The sequence below is a fragment of the Pseudostreptobacillus sp. genome, assembly GCF_977040545.1.
This window is the reverse complement of record NZ_CDRRBS010000001.1, coordinates 1-19,510: the sequence shown is the minus strand read 5'-3', so window position 1 is coordinate 19,510 and position 19,510 is coordinate 1. Positions and strand designations below refer to the sequence as shown.

The following is a 19,510-nucleotide window of genomic DNA, read 5'->3' as shown; positions in this document are numbered from 1 at the left end:
TATAAGAAAATTTATTAGTAAAGAGGATTAATCATGAAATTTTATTCTTATGAATATTTAAAAGAACATATATTATCAGCAAATATTTTTCAAATGATAATATTAATAATATTTTTAGGTATAATAATATTTTCGGTATTTATGTATTTTAAATCTAATGGAGATAGTAAATATAGAGAATTAATAATATTATTTATGATAGCTATAGTTTTGTTTTCTTGTCTTAAAATTAATGATTATAGAAATTTTAATGCTATAAATAGCAGTTATTATGATTCGATAAATATTGTTGAAAAAGCTTCTAATAAATTAGGAGTACCTAAAGATGAAATATATATAACACGTTCAAATGATAATAATATAGGTATAGTTATTAAAACTAAAGATTGGTATTATAGAGTTATAAAAAGTGATAATACATATATGTTTGAAAGATTGAATATATTAAATCCAGATATAGAGTTGGTGGAGGTAAAAAAATAATGATTGCATATTTAATAATAGGATTAAAACTTGCATTAGGACTTTTATCTATAACTTTTGTTATTAATATATCAGGTAAGGGTAATCTTGCTCCATCAAGTGCAAGCGATCAGATACAAAATTATGTTTTAGGGGGTATAATAGGTGGAGTTATATATAATCCTGGTATTACATTATTACAGTATTTTATAATACTATTATTATGGTCTTTTTTAGTTTTAGCTTTAAAATGGATTAAAACTAATAATCATTTTTTGAAAAAAATGATAGATGGTGAACCTGTTATACTTATAAAAAAAGGGATTATTGATGTTGAGGGTTGTAGACGAGCAGGATTAACAGCACAAGAGATTTCATTTAAGCTTAGAAATCAAAACGTATATAGTGTAAATAAAGTAAAACAGGCAATACTTGAACAAAATGGACAACTTATTGTAGTTCAATATGGAGAAGAAAATACTAAATTTCCTTTGATTACAGATGCAACTATACAGAAAAATGTTTTGGAAATAATAGATAAAAGTGAAGAATGGTTACTTGATGAATTGAAAAAGCAAGGATATAATTTAAGAGAAGTTTTTTTATGTGAATATGAAAAGGAACAGCTTTTTATTACAACATATTAAAAATGATAAAAGTGTACTTTAAAAGAACATGTTCATTGTTCTTTCTATCTAAGTACACTTTTTTAATTATTTTTTATACGATACTATATTCAATTTTATTTTCACTTAAAATATTAAGAACACTATCTAAGTGATCTTTACTTACACATTCTATAACAACTTCTAATAATTGTTCATTACTTTGAAGTTTTTCACAATATCTTGTTTGATTAAGATATAGTATATTTGTATGATTTTCAGAAAGTAATTTAGTTATTTTACTCAATTCTCCTATAATATCTTTAACACGTATATTTAATTTTGTTCTTCTTTTTTGTACTATTTGAGCTCTATTAACTATTTTTTCTATATTAGTTATATCTATATTTCCACCAGAAATTATAACTGCTACATTTTTACCTTTTACATCTATTTTGTTAAATAGCAATGGCGCAAGTGCACTAGCTCCTGCTCCTTCTGCAACAACTTTTGATTTTTCAAGTAGAAATAGTATAGCTTGAGCTATTTCATCTTCATTTACGGTGATTATATCATCTACGTATTTTTTAAATATTTCAAAAGGAATTTGTCCTACTTGACCAACGGCTATACCATCAGCTATAGTTGTAGGTCCAGTTACAAGATAAGGTTTACCTTTTTCTAAAGCTTTTTTCATAGAGGCCATATTTTCAGCTTCTACTCCTATTAATTTAATATTTGGGTTTTGTTCTTTAAGAGCAACAGCTACTCCAGCCATTATACCTCCGCCACCTACAGCACAAAGAACTATATCAACATCTTTGAAATCTTCATAAATCTCAAGTCCTAATGTACCTTGTCCAGCAATAATAACATCATCATCAAAAGCATGTAGGAATACATAATCATTTTCTTTTTGTATCTCACGTGCTTTTAAATAAGCGTCATTAAAAGTATCTCCATGAAGAACTACTTCAGCACCATAGCTTTTAGTTGCTTCAATTTTAGAAATAGGAGCAAATTTTGGCATAACAATAGTCGCTTTAATTCCAGATTCACGAGCACCCAAAGCTACTCCTTGAGCATGATTTCCAGCAGAAGATGCTATAACTCCACGAGCTTTTTCTTCATCTGTTAAGTTTTTTATTTTATTTAATGCACCTCTAACTTTAAATGATCCTGTTTTTTGTAAATTTTCAAGTTTAAGCCTTACATTACCCCCTGTAATATTATTTAATAAAGGACATTCTATAAGTGGTGTTCTTTTTATTGAATCTTTAATATTGTCATAAGCTAATTCTATATCTTTTAATTTAATCATAGTATTTACCTTCCTTATGTTATATATTTATAGTATAACATAGAAAAAATTTTTTTTATACTTTTTTGTTATATTATTTTCTTGACACTCACCTTTAAACTAGTTATAATTATATTAAATATATGTAATAATTTAATAGAATAGGAGAGATTTTGATGAGATTACTTATTGTTAAAAATTCAAAAGAAGTTGGTAAATGGACTGCGTTTCATGTTGCACGTGAAATATTAAAGTTTAAACCTACAAAAGATAGACCTTTTGTTTTAGGCCTACCTACAGGTTCTACACCTTTAGAAACTTATAGAAATTTAATAGAACTCAATAAAAAAGGTATAGTTTCATTTGAAAATGTTATTACTTTTAATATGGATGAATACGTTGGACTTGAACCAACTCATGATCAAAGTTATCATTATTTTATGTATAACAACTTTTTCAATCATATAGATATTAAAAAAGAAAACATTAATATTTTAGATGGACTTGCAACTGATTTAGAAGCTGAATGTAAAAGATATGAAGATAAGATTAAGTCTGTTGGAGGAATAAACTTATTTTTAGGTGGAGTAGGAGAAGATGGTCATATAGCATTTAATGAACCAGGATCTTCACTTGCATCAAGAACTAGAGATAAAGAATTAACAGAAGATACAATATTAGTAAACTCAAGATTTTTCAATAATGATATTACAAAAGTTCCAAAACTTGCTTTAACAGTAGGAGTAGGGACTATTATGGATTCAAAAGAAGTGTTGATAATGGCAAATGGGCCTAAAAAAGCTCATGCTATACACAAGGGTATAGAAGAAGGTGTTAATCATTTATGGACTATATCAGCATTACAATTACATAGAAAAGCTATACTTGTAATAGATGAAGATGCTGCTCTTGATTTAAAAGTTAGAACATATAGATACTTTAAAGATATAGAATCTGTAAATTTAGATTTAGAAAAATTAGAAAAAGAATTAGAAAATTTAGCTAAGGAGAGATAAAATGAAATTAAAATTAGAAACAAAATATACAGAAAACTTTATTAAAAAACATGAATATGATCAATTAAGACCATTTGTAGAATTATCTAATCAAATATTAGAAAATAAAAGTGGTGCAGGTAATGATTTTTTAGGATGGGTAGATCTTCCTAAAAATTATGATAAAGAAGAATTTGTTAGAATTCAAAAAGCAGCTGAAAAAATTAAAAATGATTCAGAAATACTAATAGTTATAGGTATAGGAGGTTCATATTTAGGGGCAAAAGCAGCTATAGAATTTTTATCAAATACTTTCTATAATAATCAAGATAAAAGTGTTAGAAAAGGTCCTCAAATATTCTTTGCAGGAACTAATATGAGTCCTGTTTATTTAAAACATTTATTAGATTTAGTTGGAGATAAAGATTTTTCTATAAATGTAATATCAAAATCAGGGACTACAACAGAACCAGCTATTGCATTTAGAGTATTTAAGGAAAAATTAGAGAAAAAATATGGGAAAAAAGAAGCTGCTAAAAGAATATATGCTACTACAGATAAAGCAAAAGGTGCTTTAAAAAATCTATCAACAAGTGAAGGGTATGAAACTTTTGTTGTTCCAGATAATGTTGGTGGAAGATTTTCAGTATTAACAGCCGTAGGTTTATTACCAATAGCTGTAGCTGGGATAAATATTCAAGAATTAATGGATGGTGCAGCAACAGCTATGGAAGATTATTCAAATAAGAATTTTTATGAAAATGATGCAATGATATATGCTGCAACTAGACATATATTATATAACAAGGGTAAAAATATAGAAATATTAACAAATTATGAACCGAGATTACATTTTATAGCAGAATGGTGGAAACAACTATTTGCTGAATCAGAAGGTAAAGATGGTAAGGGAATATATCCTACTTCAGCTGATTTTTCAACTGATTTACATTCTATTGGACAATCAATACAAGAAGCTAGAAGAACTATGTTTGAAACTGTATTATTAATAGATAAACCAGAAGAAGATATATTGATAAATAAAGAAGAAGTTGATTTAGATGGATTGAACTACATTTCAGGTAAAACTTTAGATTATGTTAATAAACAAGCTGCAAAAGGAGTTATATTAGCACACGTAACAGGAAATGTTCCAAATCTTGTTATTAGCATACCTGAAGCTACTCCTTTCAATTTAGGATATTTATTCTACTTCTTTGAAAAAGCAGTAGCTATAGGTGGATATATGTTAGGTATAAATCCGTTTGATCAACCAGGAGTTGAAGAGTATAAGAAAAATATGTTTGCTTTACTTGAAAAACCAGGTTATGAAGAAGAAACTAAAAAATTAAAAGAATTGTTAGGAGAATAATTGATGAAAAAATTTTTGAAACCTATTATTTTTACATTATTTGCATTTACTATTTTCATTTCTTGTGGTGAACCTAAATCTAAACAATCTTTAGTTACAGAACTTGAATCAATAAGAAATGAAAATATTGTAACAGCTGACAATGAATTAGCAAAAGGTATGGATGGTTTAATTAAAAAGTTTGAATATAGTATAAATAATGTAAATCAAGAAAAAGATAAATCAGAAATAGATGTACATATGAAAAGAGTTGATCTTGAAGTATATATGAAAGAACTGTTAAATGAAATAATACAAAAATCATTATCTGAGGGTTTAACTGAAGAAAAAATGAATGTATTTGCAAAAGAATACTTTGAAAAACTGGGACAAGAAAAAGAACTTAAATATGTAGAAAAAGATTTAAAAGCTAATATGTCTAAAGTAGATGGAAAATGGGTATTAAATAACAAAGAAGACTTTGTAAACTTTGTTAAGGAATTCCAAACAACACAACAAACTGAGCAACAATCAGAACAAATACAAAAAGCACAGTAAGGAGATTATTATGCTGTATCCTTTGAAATTTAAAAAAGTGTTAATACCTAAAGTATGGGGAGGTAGAAATTTACAAGAAAAACTTGGTATAGAATTACCTGATGATAGAAATTTTGGTGAATCTTGGGAAGTTTCATCTCATAAAAATGGGATGAGTGAAGTTGAAAATGGATATCTTTCAGGAAGACAGTTACAAAGTCTTTTAGAAGAATTTAAACAAGAACTTGTTGGAGAAGAAATATATACTAAATATGGAAATAGATTTCCTTTATTAATTAAGTATTTAGATGTAAATGATAGATTATCTATACAAGTACACCCTAGTGATGAATATGCTTTGAAGAATCATAATGAATTGGGTAAGTGTGAGTCTTGGTTTATCATGTATGCAAGTGATGATGCTAAGTTAATAATGGGTATGAAAAAAGGTATAAATAAAGAGAAGTTTTTAGAGAAGACTAAAAATAATGATTTTGTAGATTTATTTAATGTTGTTTCTGTTAAAACTGGGGATATAATAGATGTTATACCTGGAAGTGTACATGCTAGTCTTGAAGGTAGTGTTATATTTGCTGAGATTCAGGAAAATTCAGATATTACTTATAGGATATATGATTTTGATAGATTAGATAATGGGAAAAAAAGAGAACTTCATCTTGATAGAGCAGCTGAAGTTATAGACTTTAATTTAATACCTGAAGTTAGAAACACTAATTTTAAAGATGATGAAATTAGAAAAAATATCTCTAATACAGATTTTTATTCTATAGATAGAATAAAAATATTAGATGAGTTTGAAGATAGTTATAAAAATATGTTGATATATTCTATATTAGAAGGTGAAGGTGTTATAGAATATTTAGGAGAAAGTTTAAAAGTTAAAAAAGGTGAAACAGTTTTAATTCCAGCGAATATTAAAGTAAAAGTTAAAGGAAGTTTGGAATTATTAAGAAGTTTGGCTATATAATATGAAATACCTATAATTATATTGTTATTTGATTATAGGTATTTTTATTTTATCTTAAAAGTATAGTTACCATTAATGTATAGGTGGTCACTTCTTTTCATTTTTATGAAAAAGGTTTATAATTGCCATATATATTTTTCAAGGTATACTATACCATATAGGAGTGAAAATAATGTTAAATGAAAGAGAAGTAAAAATATTAGAAATGCTTTTAACAGAAGAAGAACTGACTATAAATCAGGTTTCAGAACATTTTGGTGTCTCTAAAAGATCTATACAATATTATATTAATAAGATAAATTATTATTTATTAAAAAATAAAAATCCTAAGATTTTAATTAAAGATTCAAGATTTATATTTGATATTGATTCAATAACTAAAATTCTTAAAGAAAATGATAAGAGTAATGATTTAATTAAAGATGATAGAATAGATCTCATATATTTAAATAGTATATTTAATTTAACAGGACTAAATATATCTTCTCTATCTAAAATTATAGGAGTTTCAAGAAATACTATAAAATCTGATATGGAATCTATGAATGAAAAATTTGAATATATTAATTCTAAAGGTTATTATATTAAAAAGAGTAATATTAAAAAGATAGAAATTCTTGAAAGAATATATAGAAATCGTAGAATCAATAAGTATATAGATGATGTTTTGGATAAAGATTTGATATTCAATATTAAAGAGTTTATCAAAGAAACCTCTAATAATATTAAGTTAAATATTAGTGAAGATGTATATTTAAAATTACTTATTTCAATATATTGTCATTATATTTTTTATGAAAAAAATACAGTAAATTCTAATCTTATAGCAGGGAATGATTACTTTGTTATAGAAAAAATATTTGATAAATATTTTGATGATAAAAAATCATTTAATACTATAGCTGATATACTGATAGGCTTATCTATTAATTCTAATTTAGAGTCATGGTTAGATGAAAGTTTTTTAATTAAAAAGTTGATTAAATATGTAAGTGATAATTTAAATGTAGATTTGACAGAAGATGCTATATTATATGACTTTTTATTAAGTCACTTAAAAGTTTCTATATATAGATTAAAAAAGAATATTAAATTATCTAATACATTTTATGAAAAACTTGATTGGAATGATGAGAATTTAATAGATATATTAAAAAAAGGTTTAGTTGAGATAGAAGAAACTTTTGAAATTAAATTTACAGATATAGAATTATCATTGATAATGTATCATTTTAAAGCTTCAATCGATAGAATTGAAATCAATAATAGAAAAAAAGTCATACTGGTATGTGGATTAGGTTATGGAACTTCTAGAGTATTAGAATATTACTTAAAAGATCATTTTGATGTAGATATAATAGATGTTCTACCCGCGTATATGATAAATAAAGATATTTCTAAAAATATGAATATAGACTATATTTTAACAACGGTTGATTTAGATTTTGAAGCAATTAAAATTAATCCAGTGTTACAAATAGAAGACTATAAAAAACTAGAGTCACTTGGAATAAAAAGAAAAAAAGATAAAATAGTAATAGATAATTTTATTAAAGATCTTAAAGAAATAGGTAATTTTGATGAAATAGTTTTGAAAAAATTATTAAATCAAAAGTATTCTAATATATTTATTGATAAATTAAAAATGAAAAATAATTTACTAGAAATTTTATCTGAGAGTAAGGTTGTTTTTAAAAATAGGGTTAAAGATTGGAAAGAAGCAATAAAAATTTCAGGTCATATACTTGAAGAACATGGTGCAGCAAATAGTAGATATACTAAAAGTATGATAGATAATATTGAAAAATTAGGACCATATATAATAATTGATAATAACATTGCTTTGCCACATTCACAATCTATGGGTAATGTGTATAAAACTGATCTTTCTTTATTAATATTAAAGGAAGCGGTTGATATTAAAGGCAGAATGGCAAAGATATTCTTTTGTTTTTCAACTAGTGATGAAAGAAATCATTTAGAAATTTTAAATGATATATATAAATTAATATTAAGGCCTAATTTTATGGAAAAAATTACAAATATTGATAGTTATCAAAAGTTAGTAGAATATATTGATAACTATAGAGAGGAGTAACATGTTTAATGAGTCTAATGTAAATGTATTAAGTGAGGTTAAAGATTGGGAAGAAAGTATAAAGTTAGCTTCTGAACCTTTGATTAAATCAGGGAATATTGAACAAAGCTATGTAGATGCTATGATAAAAAGTATAAATGATTTAGGGTTTTATATTATTTTAGGAGAACATATAGCTATGCCTCATGCAAGACCAGAAAATGGTGTTAATGAGACTGGAGTTTCTTTTTTAAAAGTAAATAAACCTGTAGATTTTGGTGGTGATCCAATATCTTTAATATTTATTTTGGCAGCTAAAGATTCTAATTCACACATAGATACTATAGGAGCTTTACTTGAAATATTCCAAGATGAAGAAAAAATAAAAGATCTTCTTAAAGCTGAAGATAAAAATGAGTTAATTAAAATTTTAAATAGATAAATAGGAGGATAAAATGAAAATAATGGCAGTTTGTGGTTCAGGACTTGGTTCAAGCTTTATGCTTGAAATGAACATAAAGAAAGTTTTAAAAAAAATAGGTAAAGAGGCAGAAGCGACACATTCAGATCTTGCTTCAGTTACATCAAATTCAGCTGATATATTCGTTATGGGTAGAGATATTGCAGAAAGTGCAACTTCTATACCTAAAGATAAAATAGTAGTTCTAAATAGCATAATAAGTATGCCAGAACTTGAAGAAAAATTAACAGAAAGATTAAAATAAAACAAATATAAATAAATTTTAGGAGGATATTTTATGATATCATTATTAAATTTAATCGTAGGGATATTAAAAACACCATCAATTCTTGTTGGGTTAATAGCTCTAGTAGGATTAGTATTACAAGGAAAACCATTAACAGATGTAATTAAAGGAACAATTAAAACTATAATGGGATTCTTAATTTTAGGAGCAGGGGCAGATTTAATCATTGCATCACTTTCTCCTATGGGTAAAATTTTTGAACAAGCATTTCATATTACAGGAGTAGTTCCTAATAATGAAGCAATTATAGCTGTTGCATTAAAAGACTTTGGTACACCAACTGCATTAATTATGGCTTTAGGTATGGTTGCTAATATTTTAATTGCTCGTTTCACTCGTTTGAAATATATATTCTTAACAGGTCACCATACTTTATACATGGCTTGTATGATAGCTGTTCTGTTAACTATAGCAGGATTTAGTGGAAGCATGCTTGTAATTGTTGGATCAGTATTATTAGGATTAACAATGGCAGTATTCCCAGCACTTGCTCAACCATTTATGAAAGGTATTACAGGTGATGATAGTGTTGCATTTGGTCACTTTAGTACTTTAGGATATATCTTATCAGGATATATAGGAAAAGCTGTAGGTAAAGGTTCTAAATCAACTGAAGAAATGGAACTTCCTAAGAACTTATCATTCTTAAGAGATAGTTCAATTTCAATTTCATTAACAATGATGGTAATTTACTTAGTTCTAGCAATAGCTGCAGGAAATGAATTTGTTTCAACTCTTTCTGATGGACAAAACTATATAGTATTTGTATTAATTAAAGCAATAGCATTTGCTGGAGGAGTATTCGTAGTATTACAAGGTGTTAGATTAATATTAAATGAAATAGTTCCAGCATTTACAGGAATTTCTGAAAAATTAGTTCCTAATGCAAAACCTGCACTTGATTGTCCTATAGTATTCCCTTATGCACCAAATGCTGTATTAATAGGGTTCTTATTCAGCTTCTTAGGAGGTATAGTTGGTTTAGTTCTATTATGGGTATTTAAAGGAGTATTTGCATTACCATTAATCTTACCAGGTGTAGTACCTCACTTCTTCTGTGGAGCAACTGCAGGGGTATTTGGTAACTCAACAGGTGGTAGAAAAGGTGCTATGATAGGAGCATTTGCTAATGGATTATTATTAACAGCATTACCAGCAGTATTATTCCCATTACTTGCAACTTTAGGATTTGCAGAATCTACATTCTCAGATGCAGACTTTGCAACTTTAGGTATAATATTAGGAGGAGCTTCTAAAGTATTATCACCAACAGTAATAACTTGTATAATATTTGCAATAGTAATATTACTTGTAGGACATAACTTTATAGCTAAAAAAGAAGATTAAGGATATTAAATATGGAAAATACTAAAAAATTTGCAAGAGATATTAGAATTAATGTTGTTAAGATGTTAAATAATTTAGGATTTGGTCATTATGGAGGTTCACTTTCTGTAGTAGAAACTTTAGCAGTTTTATATAATGATGTAATGAAGTATGATCCTAAGAATCCTAATTGGGAAGATAGAGATTATCTTGTCCTTTCTAAAGGTCATGCAGGGCCTGCACTTTATAGCGCACTTGCATTAAAAGGTTTCTTTGATGTAAAAGATTTATTAACTTTAAATGTTAATGGAACAAATTTACCAAGTCATCCAGATAGACTTAAAACTAAGGGAGTAGATGTTACAACAGGATCACTTGGTCAAGGTATATCTATAGCCTCTGGTATAGCTAAAGGATTAAAAATATTAGGTAAAGATAATAAAGTATTTTGTATTATAGGGGATGGAGAATCTCAAGAAGGTCAAGTATGGGAAGCTATGCAATTTATTGCTCATAATGATTTAAATAATATGGTTGTATTTTTAGACTATAACAAACAACAATTAGATGGATATTTAGAAGATATTAATAGACCTTATTCTTTTGAAGAAAAAGCTAAATCTTTTGGATTTGATGCTATTACTGTAAAAGGGGATGATGTTGAAGCTATAAAAGAAGCAACTTTAAAGAAAACGGATAGACCTTTATTTATAGTGCTTGATACTATTAAAGGTCAAGGTGTAGAATTTATAGAAAAATTCAAAGGTAATCATCATATACGTCCAAATGCTGAAGTTAAAGCAGAACTTGAAAGAGTAGTAGCCGAATTAGAAAGAGAGGGTAATTAATGTTTAAAGTATATAATGGAGAAACTACTAAAGAAGAACTTGAGTTAAGAAAAGTGTGTACAAATAAATTTGAAGAATACTTAACAAAAGATGAAAAAGTAGTGGTATTAGATGCAGACTTAATGGGTTCTCTTGGTAGTGGAAGTTTGGTAGAAAAATATAAAGGGCGTGTTATTAATGTAGGTATAATGGAAGCTCAAGAAATTTCTTGTGCAGCAGGTCTTTCAAGAGTAGGGCTTAAACCTTTTGTACATACATTTACAGCTTTTGCAAGTAGAAGATGTTTAGATCAAATTTTCATATCTTCTCTATATCAAAATAATCCGATAACAGTAATAGCTTCAGATGCAGGAATACAAGCTGTTCATAATGGTGGAACTCATATGTCATTTGAAGATATGGGTCTAATAAGAGGGCTTGCGAATTCAGTTGTTATAGAACCTACAGATTCTAATGTTTTAAAATCAGTTTTAGATGAAGTATATAGCAAACAAGATAAATTTTATTGGATACGTTTAACAAGAAAAAATGTATTTAAAATTTATGAAGAAGGTTCTAAATTTGAAATAGGAAAAGCTAATGTATTACAACTTGGTAGTGATATTTGTATAATTGCTATTGGTATGATGGTACATGAAGCTCGTATGGCAGCTAAAAAACTTGAAGAAGAAGGAATATCAATTACAGTAATTGATATGTTCACTTTAAAACCTATAGATAGAGAAGCTATAATTGAACATTCAAAAGGTAAAAAGTTGGTAGTTACTGCAGAAAATCATAGTATTACAAATGGTCTAGGAAGTGCAGTTGCAGAAGTTTTAGCAGAAGAATGTCAAACTAAGCTTGTTAGAGTAGGAGTGAAAGAAAGATTTGGTCAAGTTGGAACTCTTGAATTTTTACAAGAAGAATATGGATTAAGAGCAGAAGATATATATCAAGCTGTAAAAAATAATATATAGTTAATATTAAATATATTAAAAAATAAATTAGGATTGACTCTTTGTTTTATAGGAGTCAATCCTTTTAATTTATGGTGGAAATTAGGTCTAAAATATGGTAAAATATTATGAATAACATGTTGGAGGCAGAAATTGTGGAAAATAAGATATTTGAACTTGTTGCAGAAGATATAAAAATTAGTGCAAATCAAGTAGAACAAACAATTAAACTTTATGATGAAGGATCCACTATACCTTTTATTTCTAGATATAGAAAAGAAGTTACAGGAAATCTTGATGAAGAACAAATTAGAGATATAGTTGATAAAGTTACATATTTTAGAAATTTAGAAAAAAGAAAAGAAGAAGTAATAAGATTGATAGAAGAACAAGGAGCTCTTACTCCGGAGTTAGAATTAGCTATAAAAGAAGCTCAAGTTCTACAAAGAGTAGAAGATTTATATCTTCCATATAAGAAAAAGAAAAAAACTAAAGCTGATATTGCTATTGAAAATGGATTAGAACCACTTTCAGAATATTTAGTTAAACCAGAAACTAATATGGAAATGCTTGAAGAAGAAGCAAAAGGCTTTATAAACGAAAATGTTGTTGATGTTAAATCAGCTATAGAAGGAGCGCATTTAATAATAGCTCAAAAATTATCTGAAAATATAGAAATAAGAGAATATTTAAGAAAAGTTTTAACGGATAAATCTAAACTTGTATCTAAATTAATAGAAAAAAATAAAGAGTTAGATGAAAAACAAGTATATAAAGATTATTATGACTTTAGTGAAGCATATAATAAAATACTGTCTCATAGAATATTAGCAGTTAATCGTGGAGAAAATGAAAAAATACTTAAGGTAGATTTAGAAATTGATGATGATGTTAGAGAAAATATAGTATCTCATATATACGGAACATATTTTGAAAATAAGAATTTAAAATCATTTTTAGAAAATGTAATAATAGACTCTTTAGATAGATTAATTTATCCATCAATAGAGAATGAATTGAGAAATATATTAACTGAAAAATCAGAAGAAGAAGCAATTGCTAATTTTGCAAAGAATTTAGAAGATTTACTTTTACAACCACCTTTATATAAAAAAACTATACTAGGATTAGATCCTGGTTATAGAACAGGGGCAAAGCTTGCTATTATTGATAATGAAGGATTCTTTAGAGCAAATGATGTAGTTTATTTAGTTAAAGAAATGCATAGTGAAAAACAATTAGCTACGGCTCGTGAAAAAATATTAAAATATATTAAAGAATATGATGTAGATATAGTAGCTATAGGTAATGGTACAGCATCGCGTGAAACAGCTAGTTTTGTATCTGATATATTGAAAGAGTATAAAGATAAAAAGATTTCATATATTATAGTTAATGAAGCAGGAGCTTCTGTTTATTCAGCTTCTAAGATAGCGGCTGAAGAATTCCCAGACCTTGATGTTACTGTAAGAGGGACTATATCTATTTCAAGAAGAATACAAGATCCATTAGCAGAACTTGTTAAAATAGATCCTAAATCTATAGGTGTTGGAATGTATCAACACGATGTTAATCAAAAGAACTTAAATACAGAATTAGAACAAACTATAGAAAAAATAGTGAATAGAGTTGGAGTTAATATTAATACTGCAAGTGCTGCATTACTTGGATATGTATCAGGTATTAAGAAAAATATAGCTAAAAATATAGTTGATTATAGAAAAGAAAATGGAGATTTTAAAAATAGAAAAGAAGTTTTAAAAGTTAAGGGATTAGGTGCAAAAGCATTTGAACAATTAGCAGGATTTATTGTTATTCCTGATAGTGATAATCCTTTAGATAATACAATAATTCACCCAGAGTCATACTATATTGCAGAAGAAATTCTTAAAAAATGTAATAGTAGTGTAATGGAGTTAAAAGAAGATCTTAAATCTGTAAGAGAAAAATTAAATGGTGCTGATTTAAAGGAAATTATAGAAAAAACTGGATTAGATAAAACTGTTAAGGATGTATATGAGGCTTTAATAAAAGATAGACGTGATCCAAGAGATGATTTTGATAAACCTCTTTTAAGAGAAGATGTATTAAGTATAGAAGATTTAAAAGTTGGTATGGAACTTGAAGGAACTGTAAGGAATGTTACTAAATTTGGAGCTTTTGTAGATATAGGATTAAAAAATGATGCTATGATACATTTATCTCAAATATCAGATGAATATATTACAGATCCTACTAAGGTGTTATCAATAGGACAAATTATAAAAGTTAGGGTATTAGATATAGATATACCTAGACAAAGAGTTGGATTAACACGTAAAAATCCTAATTATGTAAAACCTAAAAAAGTAGTTAAGAAAAAATTTGATGATAAAAAAAGAAAAGAAGAAATAGAACAAAGAAAATTGGAAAATCAGCTAATGGCTAGAGGATTTAAAATAAAGAAATAGGAGGAAAACAATGGAAAATGAAAAAGTAGATTATGCTTCTACCCTAAATTTACCTAAAACAAGTTTTAAAATGAAGGCTAATCTTGCACAAAAAGAACCCCTTGTAATAAGAGATTGGACTAAGAAAAATATTTATGAAAAAAGTTTAGATAAAAATAAACCTACATTCTTCTTGCATGATGGGCCACCTTATGCAAACGGAGATTTACATATAGGTCATTCAATAAATAAAATACTTAAGGATATAATATTAAAATATAAAAGACTTAGAGGATATAATGCACCATATATACCAGGATGGGATACACATGGATTACCAATAGAATGGAAAATGATACAAGAGCTTGGAGAAAAAGTTAAGGAAATGAGTCCTTTACAACTTAGAGAAGCTTGTAAAAAATATGCACTTAAATCTGTTGAAAATCAAAAGAAAGATTTTGTGCGTATGGGAATCCTTGGAGATTGGAATAACCCATATATAACTTTAAAGAAAGAATTTGAAGCTGAAGAATTAAGAGTATTTAGAGATATATATGAAAATGGATATGTATATAAAGGTCTTAAACCAGTATATTGGTCACCTACAACAGAAACAGCACTTGCTGAAGCTGAAATTGAGTATAAAGATGTTGAATCTGATTCTATATTTGTAAAAATGGATTTAACGGCTGATAGTTTATCAAAATTAGGACTTGAATCAGCATCATTTGTGATATGGACAACAACACCATGGACAATACCTGCTAATCTTGCTATAGCATTAAATGAAGAATTTGAATATGGAGTTTATAAAACTTCAAAAGGGAATTTAATACTTGCAAAAGAATTATCATCTTCTGCATTTAAGGAAATGGAAATAACAGAATTTGAATTGATAAAAGAATTTAAAGGAAGTGAACTTGAAAGATTAACTTACACACATCCTATATATTCAAGAGAAAGTATTATAATACTTGGAGAACACGTTACTCTTGAAGCAGGAACAGGATGTGTTCACACTGCACCAGGACATGGGGTAGATGACTATATAGCGGCACAAAAATATGAAATAGGAATATTATCTCCTGTTGATGATAAAGGACATATGACAAGTGAAGCTCCAGGATTTGAAGGAATGTTTTATAAAAAAGCTAATAAAGCTATTATAGAAAAACTTGAAGAAAATCAAAAACTTTTAGGTTTGAAAAAAATCTCACATTCTTATCCTCATGATTGGAGAAGTAAAAAACCTGTAATATTTAGAGCTACGGAACAATGGTTTATAAAAGTAGATGGAGAAGTTAGAAAAAATGCTTTAGAACAATTATTAAAAGTTGAATTTGTTCCTACTTGGGGAAGAAATAGAATAACTTCTATGATGGAAAATAGACCAGATTGGACTATATCAAGACAAAGAGTTTGGGGTGTACCTATACCAATTTTCTATAATGCTAAAACAAATGAAGTTATATATCATAGTGAAATAATGGAAAGAGTTATAGAGCTTGTAGAAAAAGAAGGTACAGATATTTGGTGGAAATATTCAGCAAATGAAATTATAGGAGATGAATTATTAGATAAATTTAATTTAAGAGAAGTTGAATTAAGAAAAGAAAGAAGTATATTAGATGTTTGGTTTGATTCTGGAGTTTCTCATAGATCTGTTGTTGTAACAAGAGGATATGAAAGACCAGTTGATCTATATCTTGAAGGTTCAGATCAACATAGAGGATGGTTCCAATCATCACTACTTACTTCAGTTGCATCAACTTTTGATGCTCCGTATAAGAAGATATTAACTCATGGATTTGTTATGGATGGACAAGGAAGAAAAATGTCTAAATCTTTAGGAAATACAATAACTCCTAAAGATATCATAGATGTACACGGTGCAGATATATTAAGACTTTGGGTATCATCTGTTGATTATAGAGAAGATGTTAGAATATCAGATAATATAATACAACAAATGTCTGATTCATATAGAAAAATAAGAAACACAGCTAGATATTTACTAGGAAATATAAATGATTTTGATAGAAAAACTAAAGTTGATTATAAAGATATGTTAGAAATAGATAAATGGGCTATGCATAAATTAGAAGAGTTAAAGAGAAAAACAACTAAGCATTATGAAAATTATGAATTTTATGCATTATTCCAAGAAATACTTTATTTCTGTTCAGTTGAAATGTCATCATTTTATTTAGATATAATAAAAGATAGACTATATTGTGAATATAAAGATTCATTAGAAAGAAGATCAGCTCAAACTGTACTTTCAAATATTTTAGATGTACTTGTAAGGGTTATATCTCCAGTTTTATCATTTACTGCAGAAGAAATATGGGAAAGACTTGATTATGAAGGTAAAGAGGAAAGTGTACATTTAACTTCATGGGTAGAAGAAAATCCTGAGTATATCAATAATGAATTAAATGAAAAATGGGAAAAATTAGGTTCTTTAAGAAGAGAAATAAATAAAAAAATAGAAAAAGAAAGACAAAATGGTCTTATAGGTTTATCTCTTGATGCTAGAGTGTTAATAAATATATCTAATTCAGAATATAGTTTTGTTAAGGAGTATAGTGAGTGGGATATATCGGATATTTTACTTGTATCTCAAGTTGAATTTGTTGAAAATGCAACTGAATTAGAAGAAACAGAAATAGAAGGAATAAAAGCTAAAGTTGTTAGAGCATTAGGTAAGAAATGTGAAAGATGTTGGAAATATAGTTTAGAAGTAGGAACTGATTCAGAATATCCAGATGTAACACTAAGAGATGCAAAAGTTTTAAGATTACAAAAGGAGAATCAATAATATGTATTTTATACTTATAACTCTATATGTACTTCTTGTATTATTTGATCAATTAACTAAGCAATTTATGTATAATATTTCTGGTGGAAATATAGGATATTCAATTAATATATTAGGTGATTTTTTAAAGTTTACATATGTTGAGAATCATGGTGGTATATTTGGATTATTTCAAGGAAGTATAATTGCATTTACTATAATTAGTACACTTTTAATAATTTATTTACTTTATACAGAAACTAAGAATTTTTTAAATACAAATATTATTAATAAAATAGGTGTAATATTTATAGCATCAGGAGCAACAGGTAATATGATAGACAGATATTTAAGAGGATTTGTAATAGACATGATAGATTTTCGTGGTATATGGAGTTTTGTATTTAATGTTGCAGATGCATATATACATATAGGTATATATATATTAGTTGTATATTATCTATTATCTAATTATGTATTTAAAAAAACAAAAGGAGAATAATTATGTATTTTCAAGATATAATATTAACACTTCAAAAATATTGGAGTGAACAAGGATGTATAATAAGTAATCCTTACGATGTAGAGACAGGTGCAGGAACTTTTAATCCTGACACTTTCCTTATGTCTTTAGGACCTGAACCTTGGAGTGTTGCATATGTTGAACCTTCAAGAAGACCTAAAGATGGAAGATATGGACAAAATCCTAATAGAGTGTATCAACATCATCAATTTCAAGTAATTATGAAACCATCTCCAGATAATATTCAGGAACTATATCTTAAAAGTTTAGAAGCTTTAGGTATAGATGTTAAAAATCATGATGTTAGATTTGTTGAAGATAACTGGGAGTCTCCAACTTTGGGAGCTTGGGGATTAGGTTGGGAAGTATGGCTTGATGGTATGGAAATTACTCAGTTTACATATTTCCAACAAGTTGGAGGAATAGAGGTAGAAATAGTTCCTTCTGAAATAACATATGGTCTTGAAAGAATAGCTCTATATTTACAAAATAAAGATAATGTATATGATTTAGAATGGTCTAAAGGTGTTAAGTATGGTGAAAGACGTTATCAATATGAATATGAAATGAGTAAATATAGCTTTGAAGTAAGTGATGTGGAAATGAATTTCAAATTATTTGATATGTATGAAAAAGAAGCAAAAAATTGCTTGAGTCACAACTTAGTTCTTCCAGCTTATGATTATGTATTAAAATGTTCTCATACATTTAATAACTTAGATGCAAGAGGAGCTATAAGTACAACAGAAAGAATGTCGTATATATTAAGAGTAAGAGATATGGCTAAAAAATGTGCTGAAATATTTGTTAAAACACGTGAGGATTTAGGACATCCATTACTTAAAAAAGGAGGTATAGAATAATGAGACTTTTATTTGAAATAGGAGTGGAAGAACTACCTTCAAGATACGTTTTAAAGGCAAGTAAGGATTTACTTGAAAACTTAAAGAAAGAATTAAATAAAGAAAGAATTAAATTTTCTGGTGATGTAGAATTTAATTCACCTAGAAGAATAGCTGTATATATATCAGAAATATCAGAAAAACAAGATGATTTTTATGAAAAGAAAATGGGACCATCAGTAAGTGTAGCATATAAAGATGGGATATTAACACAAGCAGCTAAAGGATTTATACAATCACAAGGACTTACAGAAAATGATATAAAGATAGAAAAAACTGATAAAGGTGAGTATATTTATGTAGAGAAAAATCTTAAAGGAGTATACACTAAGGATATAATTTCTGATATATTAGTTAGAACTATTAAGTCTATAGAATTTGATAAGAATATGAAGTGGGGAAAAAGAAGTTTTAGATTTGCAAGACCTATTAAATGGATACTAGCTACTTTAGATGATGAAGTAATAGAATTTGAATTTGAAGGTGTTAAATCAGGAAATAGAACACGTGGGATGAGACTTTATGGAAATCAAGATATATTGATATCTGATTCAAGTAAGTATGAATCTGAATTACTTAAAGAATATGTAGTTGTAGATCCAATCAAAAGACGTCAAATGGTTATTGATAGTATTAAAAATAACTGTGAAAATGATGGAGAT

18 protein-coding genes are annotated in these 19,510 nt (G+C 27.2%); 17 read left to right on the top strand and 1 reads right to left on the bottom strand.

The features are described 5' to 3' along the window. Positions 1-33 precede the first annotated feature (33 nt). Together ACWYO2_RS00090 and ACWYO2_RS00085 are read left to right on the top strand one after the other, a co-directional pair. Complete coding sequence (locus ACWYO2_RS00090; RefSeq protein WP_455514462.1) at positions 34-483, top strand: DUF3290 family protein; 450 nt, start codon at positions 34-36, stop codon at positions 481-483. After that, positions 480-1,109 (top strand): DUF421 domain-containing protein, encoded by a 630-nt coding sequence (locus ACWYO2_RS00085; RefSeq protein ID WP_455514481.1) that lies wholly within the window; start codon positions 480-482, stop codon positions 1,107-1,109. The genes ACWYO2_RS00090 and ACWYO2_RS00085 overlap by 4 nt, the downstream gene beginning before the upstream one ends. 73 nt (positions 1,110-1,182) lie before the next feature. On the opposite strand, the gene ilvA is transcribed toward ACWYO2_RS00085, so the two are convergent. Next, positions 1,183-2,388, bottom strand: a complete 1,206-nt coding sequence (gene ilvA / locus ACWYO2_RS00080; RefSeq protein WP_455514461.1) for a threonine ammonia-lyase — start codon at positions 2,386-2,388, stop codon at positions 1,183-1,185. Positions 2,389-2,543: 155 nt separating this feature from the next. On the opposite strand from ilvA, the gene nagB reads away from it, so the two are divergent. The 15 genes from nagB to ACWYO2_RS00005 form a co-directional block, all read left to right on the top strand. Further along, the gene (gene nagB, locus ACWYO2_RS00075; protein ID WP_455514460.1) at positions 2,544-3,383 is read left to right on the top strand and encodes a glucosamine-6-phosphate deaminase; all 840 of its coding nucleotides are present in this window, start codon (positions 2,544-2,546) and stop codon (positions 3,381-3,383) included. A 1-nt stretch (position 3,384) separates the two neighbouring features. Beyond that, positions 3,385-4,734 (top strand): glucose-6-phosphate isomerase, encoded by a 1,350-nt coding sequence (locus ACWYO2_RS00070; protein WP_455514459.1) that lies wholly within the window; start codon positions 3,385-3,387, stop codon positions 4,732-4,734. Between the two features lie 3 nt (positions 4,735-4,737). Continuing rightward, positions 4,738-5,271 (top strand): hypothetical protein, encoded by a 534-nt coding sequence (locus ACWYO2_RS00065; protein ID WP_455514458.1) that lies wholly within the window; start codon positions 4,738-4,740, stop codon positions 5,269-5,271. A 10-nt stretch (positions 5,272-5,281) separates the two neighbouring features. Further along, a complete protein-coding gene (locus ACWYO2_RS00060; protein WP_455514457.1) occupies positions 5,282-6,238 on the top strand; it encodes a type I phosphomannose isomerase catalytic subunit in 957 nt (318 codons plus the stop codon). A gap of 172 nt (positions 6,239-6,410) precedes the next feature. Continuing rightward, positions 6,411-8,336: a BglG family transcription antiterminator gene (locus tag ACWYO2_RS00055; protein WP_455514456.1), complete on the top strand. Its 1,926-nt coding sequence runs from the start codon at positions 6,411-6,413 to the stop codon at positions 8,334-8,336. Between the two features lies 1 nt (position 8,337). Further along, positions 8,338-8,757 carry a PTS sugar transporter subunit IIA gene (locus ACWYO2_RS00050; protein WP_455514455.1) on the top strand — a complete coding sequence of 140 codons (420 nt, stop codon included), beginning with the start codon at positions 8,338-8,340 and terminating at the stop codon, positions 8,755-8,757. A gap of 13 nt (positions 8,758-8,770) precedes the next feature. Beyond that, positions 8,771-9,040: a PTS sugar transporter subunit IIB gene (locus ACWYO2_RS00045; RefSeq protein WP_455514454.1), complete on the top strand. Its 270-nt coding sequence runs from the start codon at positions 8,771-8,773 to the stop codon at positions 9,038-9,040. A 33-nt stretch (positions 9,041-9,073) separates the two neighbouring features. After that, a complete protein-coding gene (locus tag ACWYO2_RS00040) occupies positions 9,074-10,429 on the top strand; it encodes a PTS ascorbate transporter subunit IIC (protein ID WP_455514453.1) in 1,356 nt (451 codons plus the stop codon). Positions 10,430-10,440: 11 nt separating this feature from the next. Then, positions 10,441-11,256, top strand: coding sequence for a transketolase (locus tag ACWYO2_RS00035; RefSeq protein ID WP_455514452.1), 816 nt, complete (start codon positions 10,441-10,443; stop codon positions 11,254-11,256). After that, entirely contained in the window at positions 11,256-12,215 is a 960-nt protein-coding gene (locus ACWYO2_RS00030) for a transketolase family protein (protein ID WP_455514451.1), read from the top strand. Before ACWYO2_RS00035 ends, ACWYO2_RS00030 begins: the two co-directional genes overlap by 1 nt. A gap of 134 nt (positions 12,216-12,349) precedes the next feature. Next, the gene (locus ACWYO2_RS00025; RefSeq protein ID WP_455514450.1) at positions 12,350-14,644 is read left to right on the top strand and encodes a Tex family protein; all 2,295 of its coding nucleotides are present in this window, start codon (positions 12,350-12,352) and stop codon (positions 14,642-14,644) included. 10 nt (positions 14,645-14,654) lie between these two features. Beyond that, positions 14,655-17,444: an isoleucine--tRNA ligase gene (ileS, locus tag ACWYO2_RS00020; protein ID WP_455514449.1), complete on the top strand. Its 2,790-nt coding sequence runs from the start codon at positions 14,655-14,657 to the stop codon at positions 17,442-17,444. A gap of 1 nt (position 17,445) precedes the next feature. Next, the gene (gene lspA / locus ACWYO2_RS00015) at positions 17,446-17,925 is read left to right on the top strand and encodes a signal peptidase II (protein WP_455514448.1); all 480 of its coding nucleotides are present in this window, start codon (positions 17,446-17,448) and stop codon (positions 17,923-17,925) included. Positions 17,926-17,927: 2 nt separating this feature from the next. Beyond that, positions 17,928-18,809 (top strand): glycine--tRNA ligase subunit alpha, encoded by an 882-nt coding sequence (gene glyQ / locus ACWYO2_RS00010; RefSeq protein WP_455514447.1) that lies wholly within the window; start codon positions 17,928-17,930, stop codon positions 18,807-18,809. Continuing rightward, a partial coding sequence (locus ACWYO2_RS00005; RefSeq protein WP_455514446.1) for a glycine--tRNA ligase subunit beta occupies positions 18,809-19,510 on the top strand: 702 nt, incomplete at its 3' end. The genes glyQ and ACWYO2_RS00005, both read left to right, overlap by 1 nt.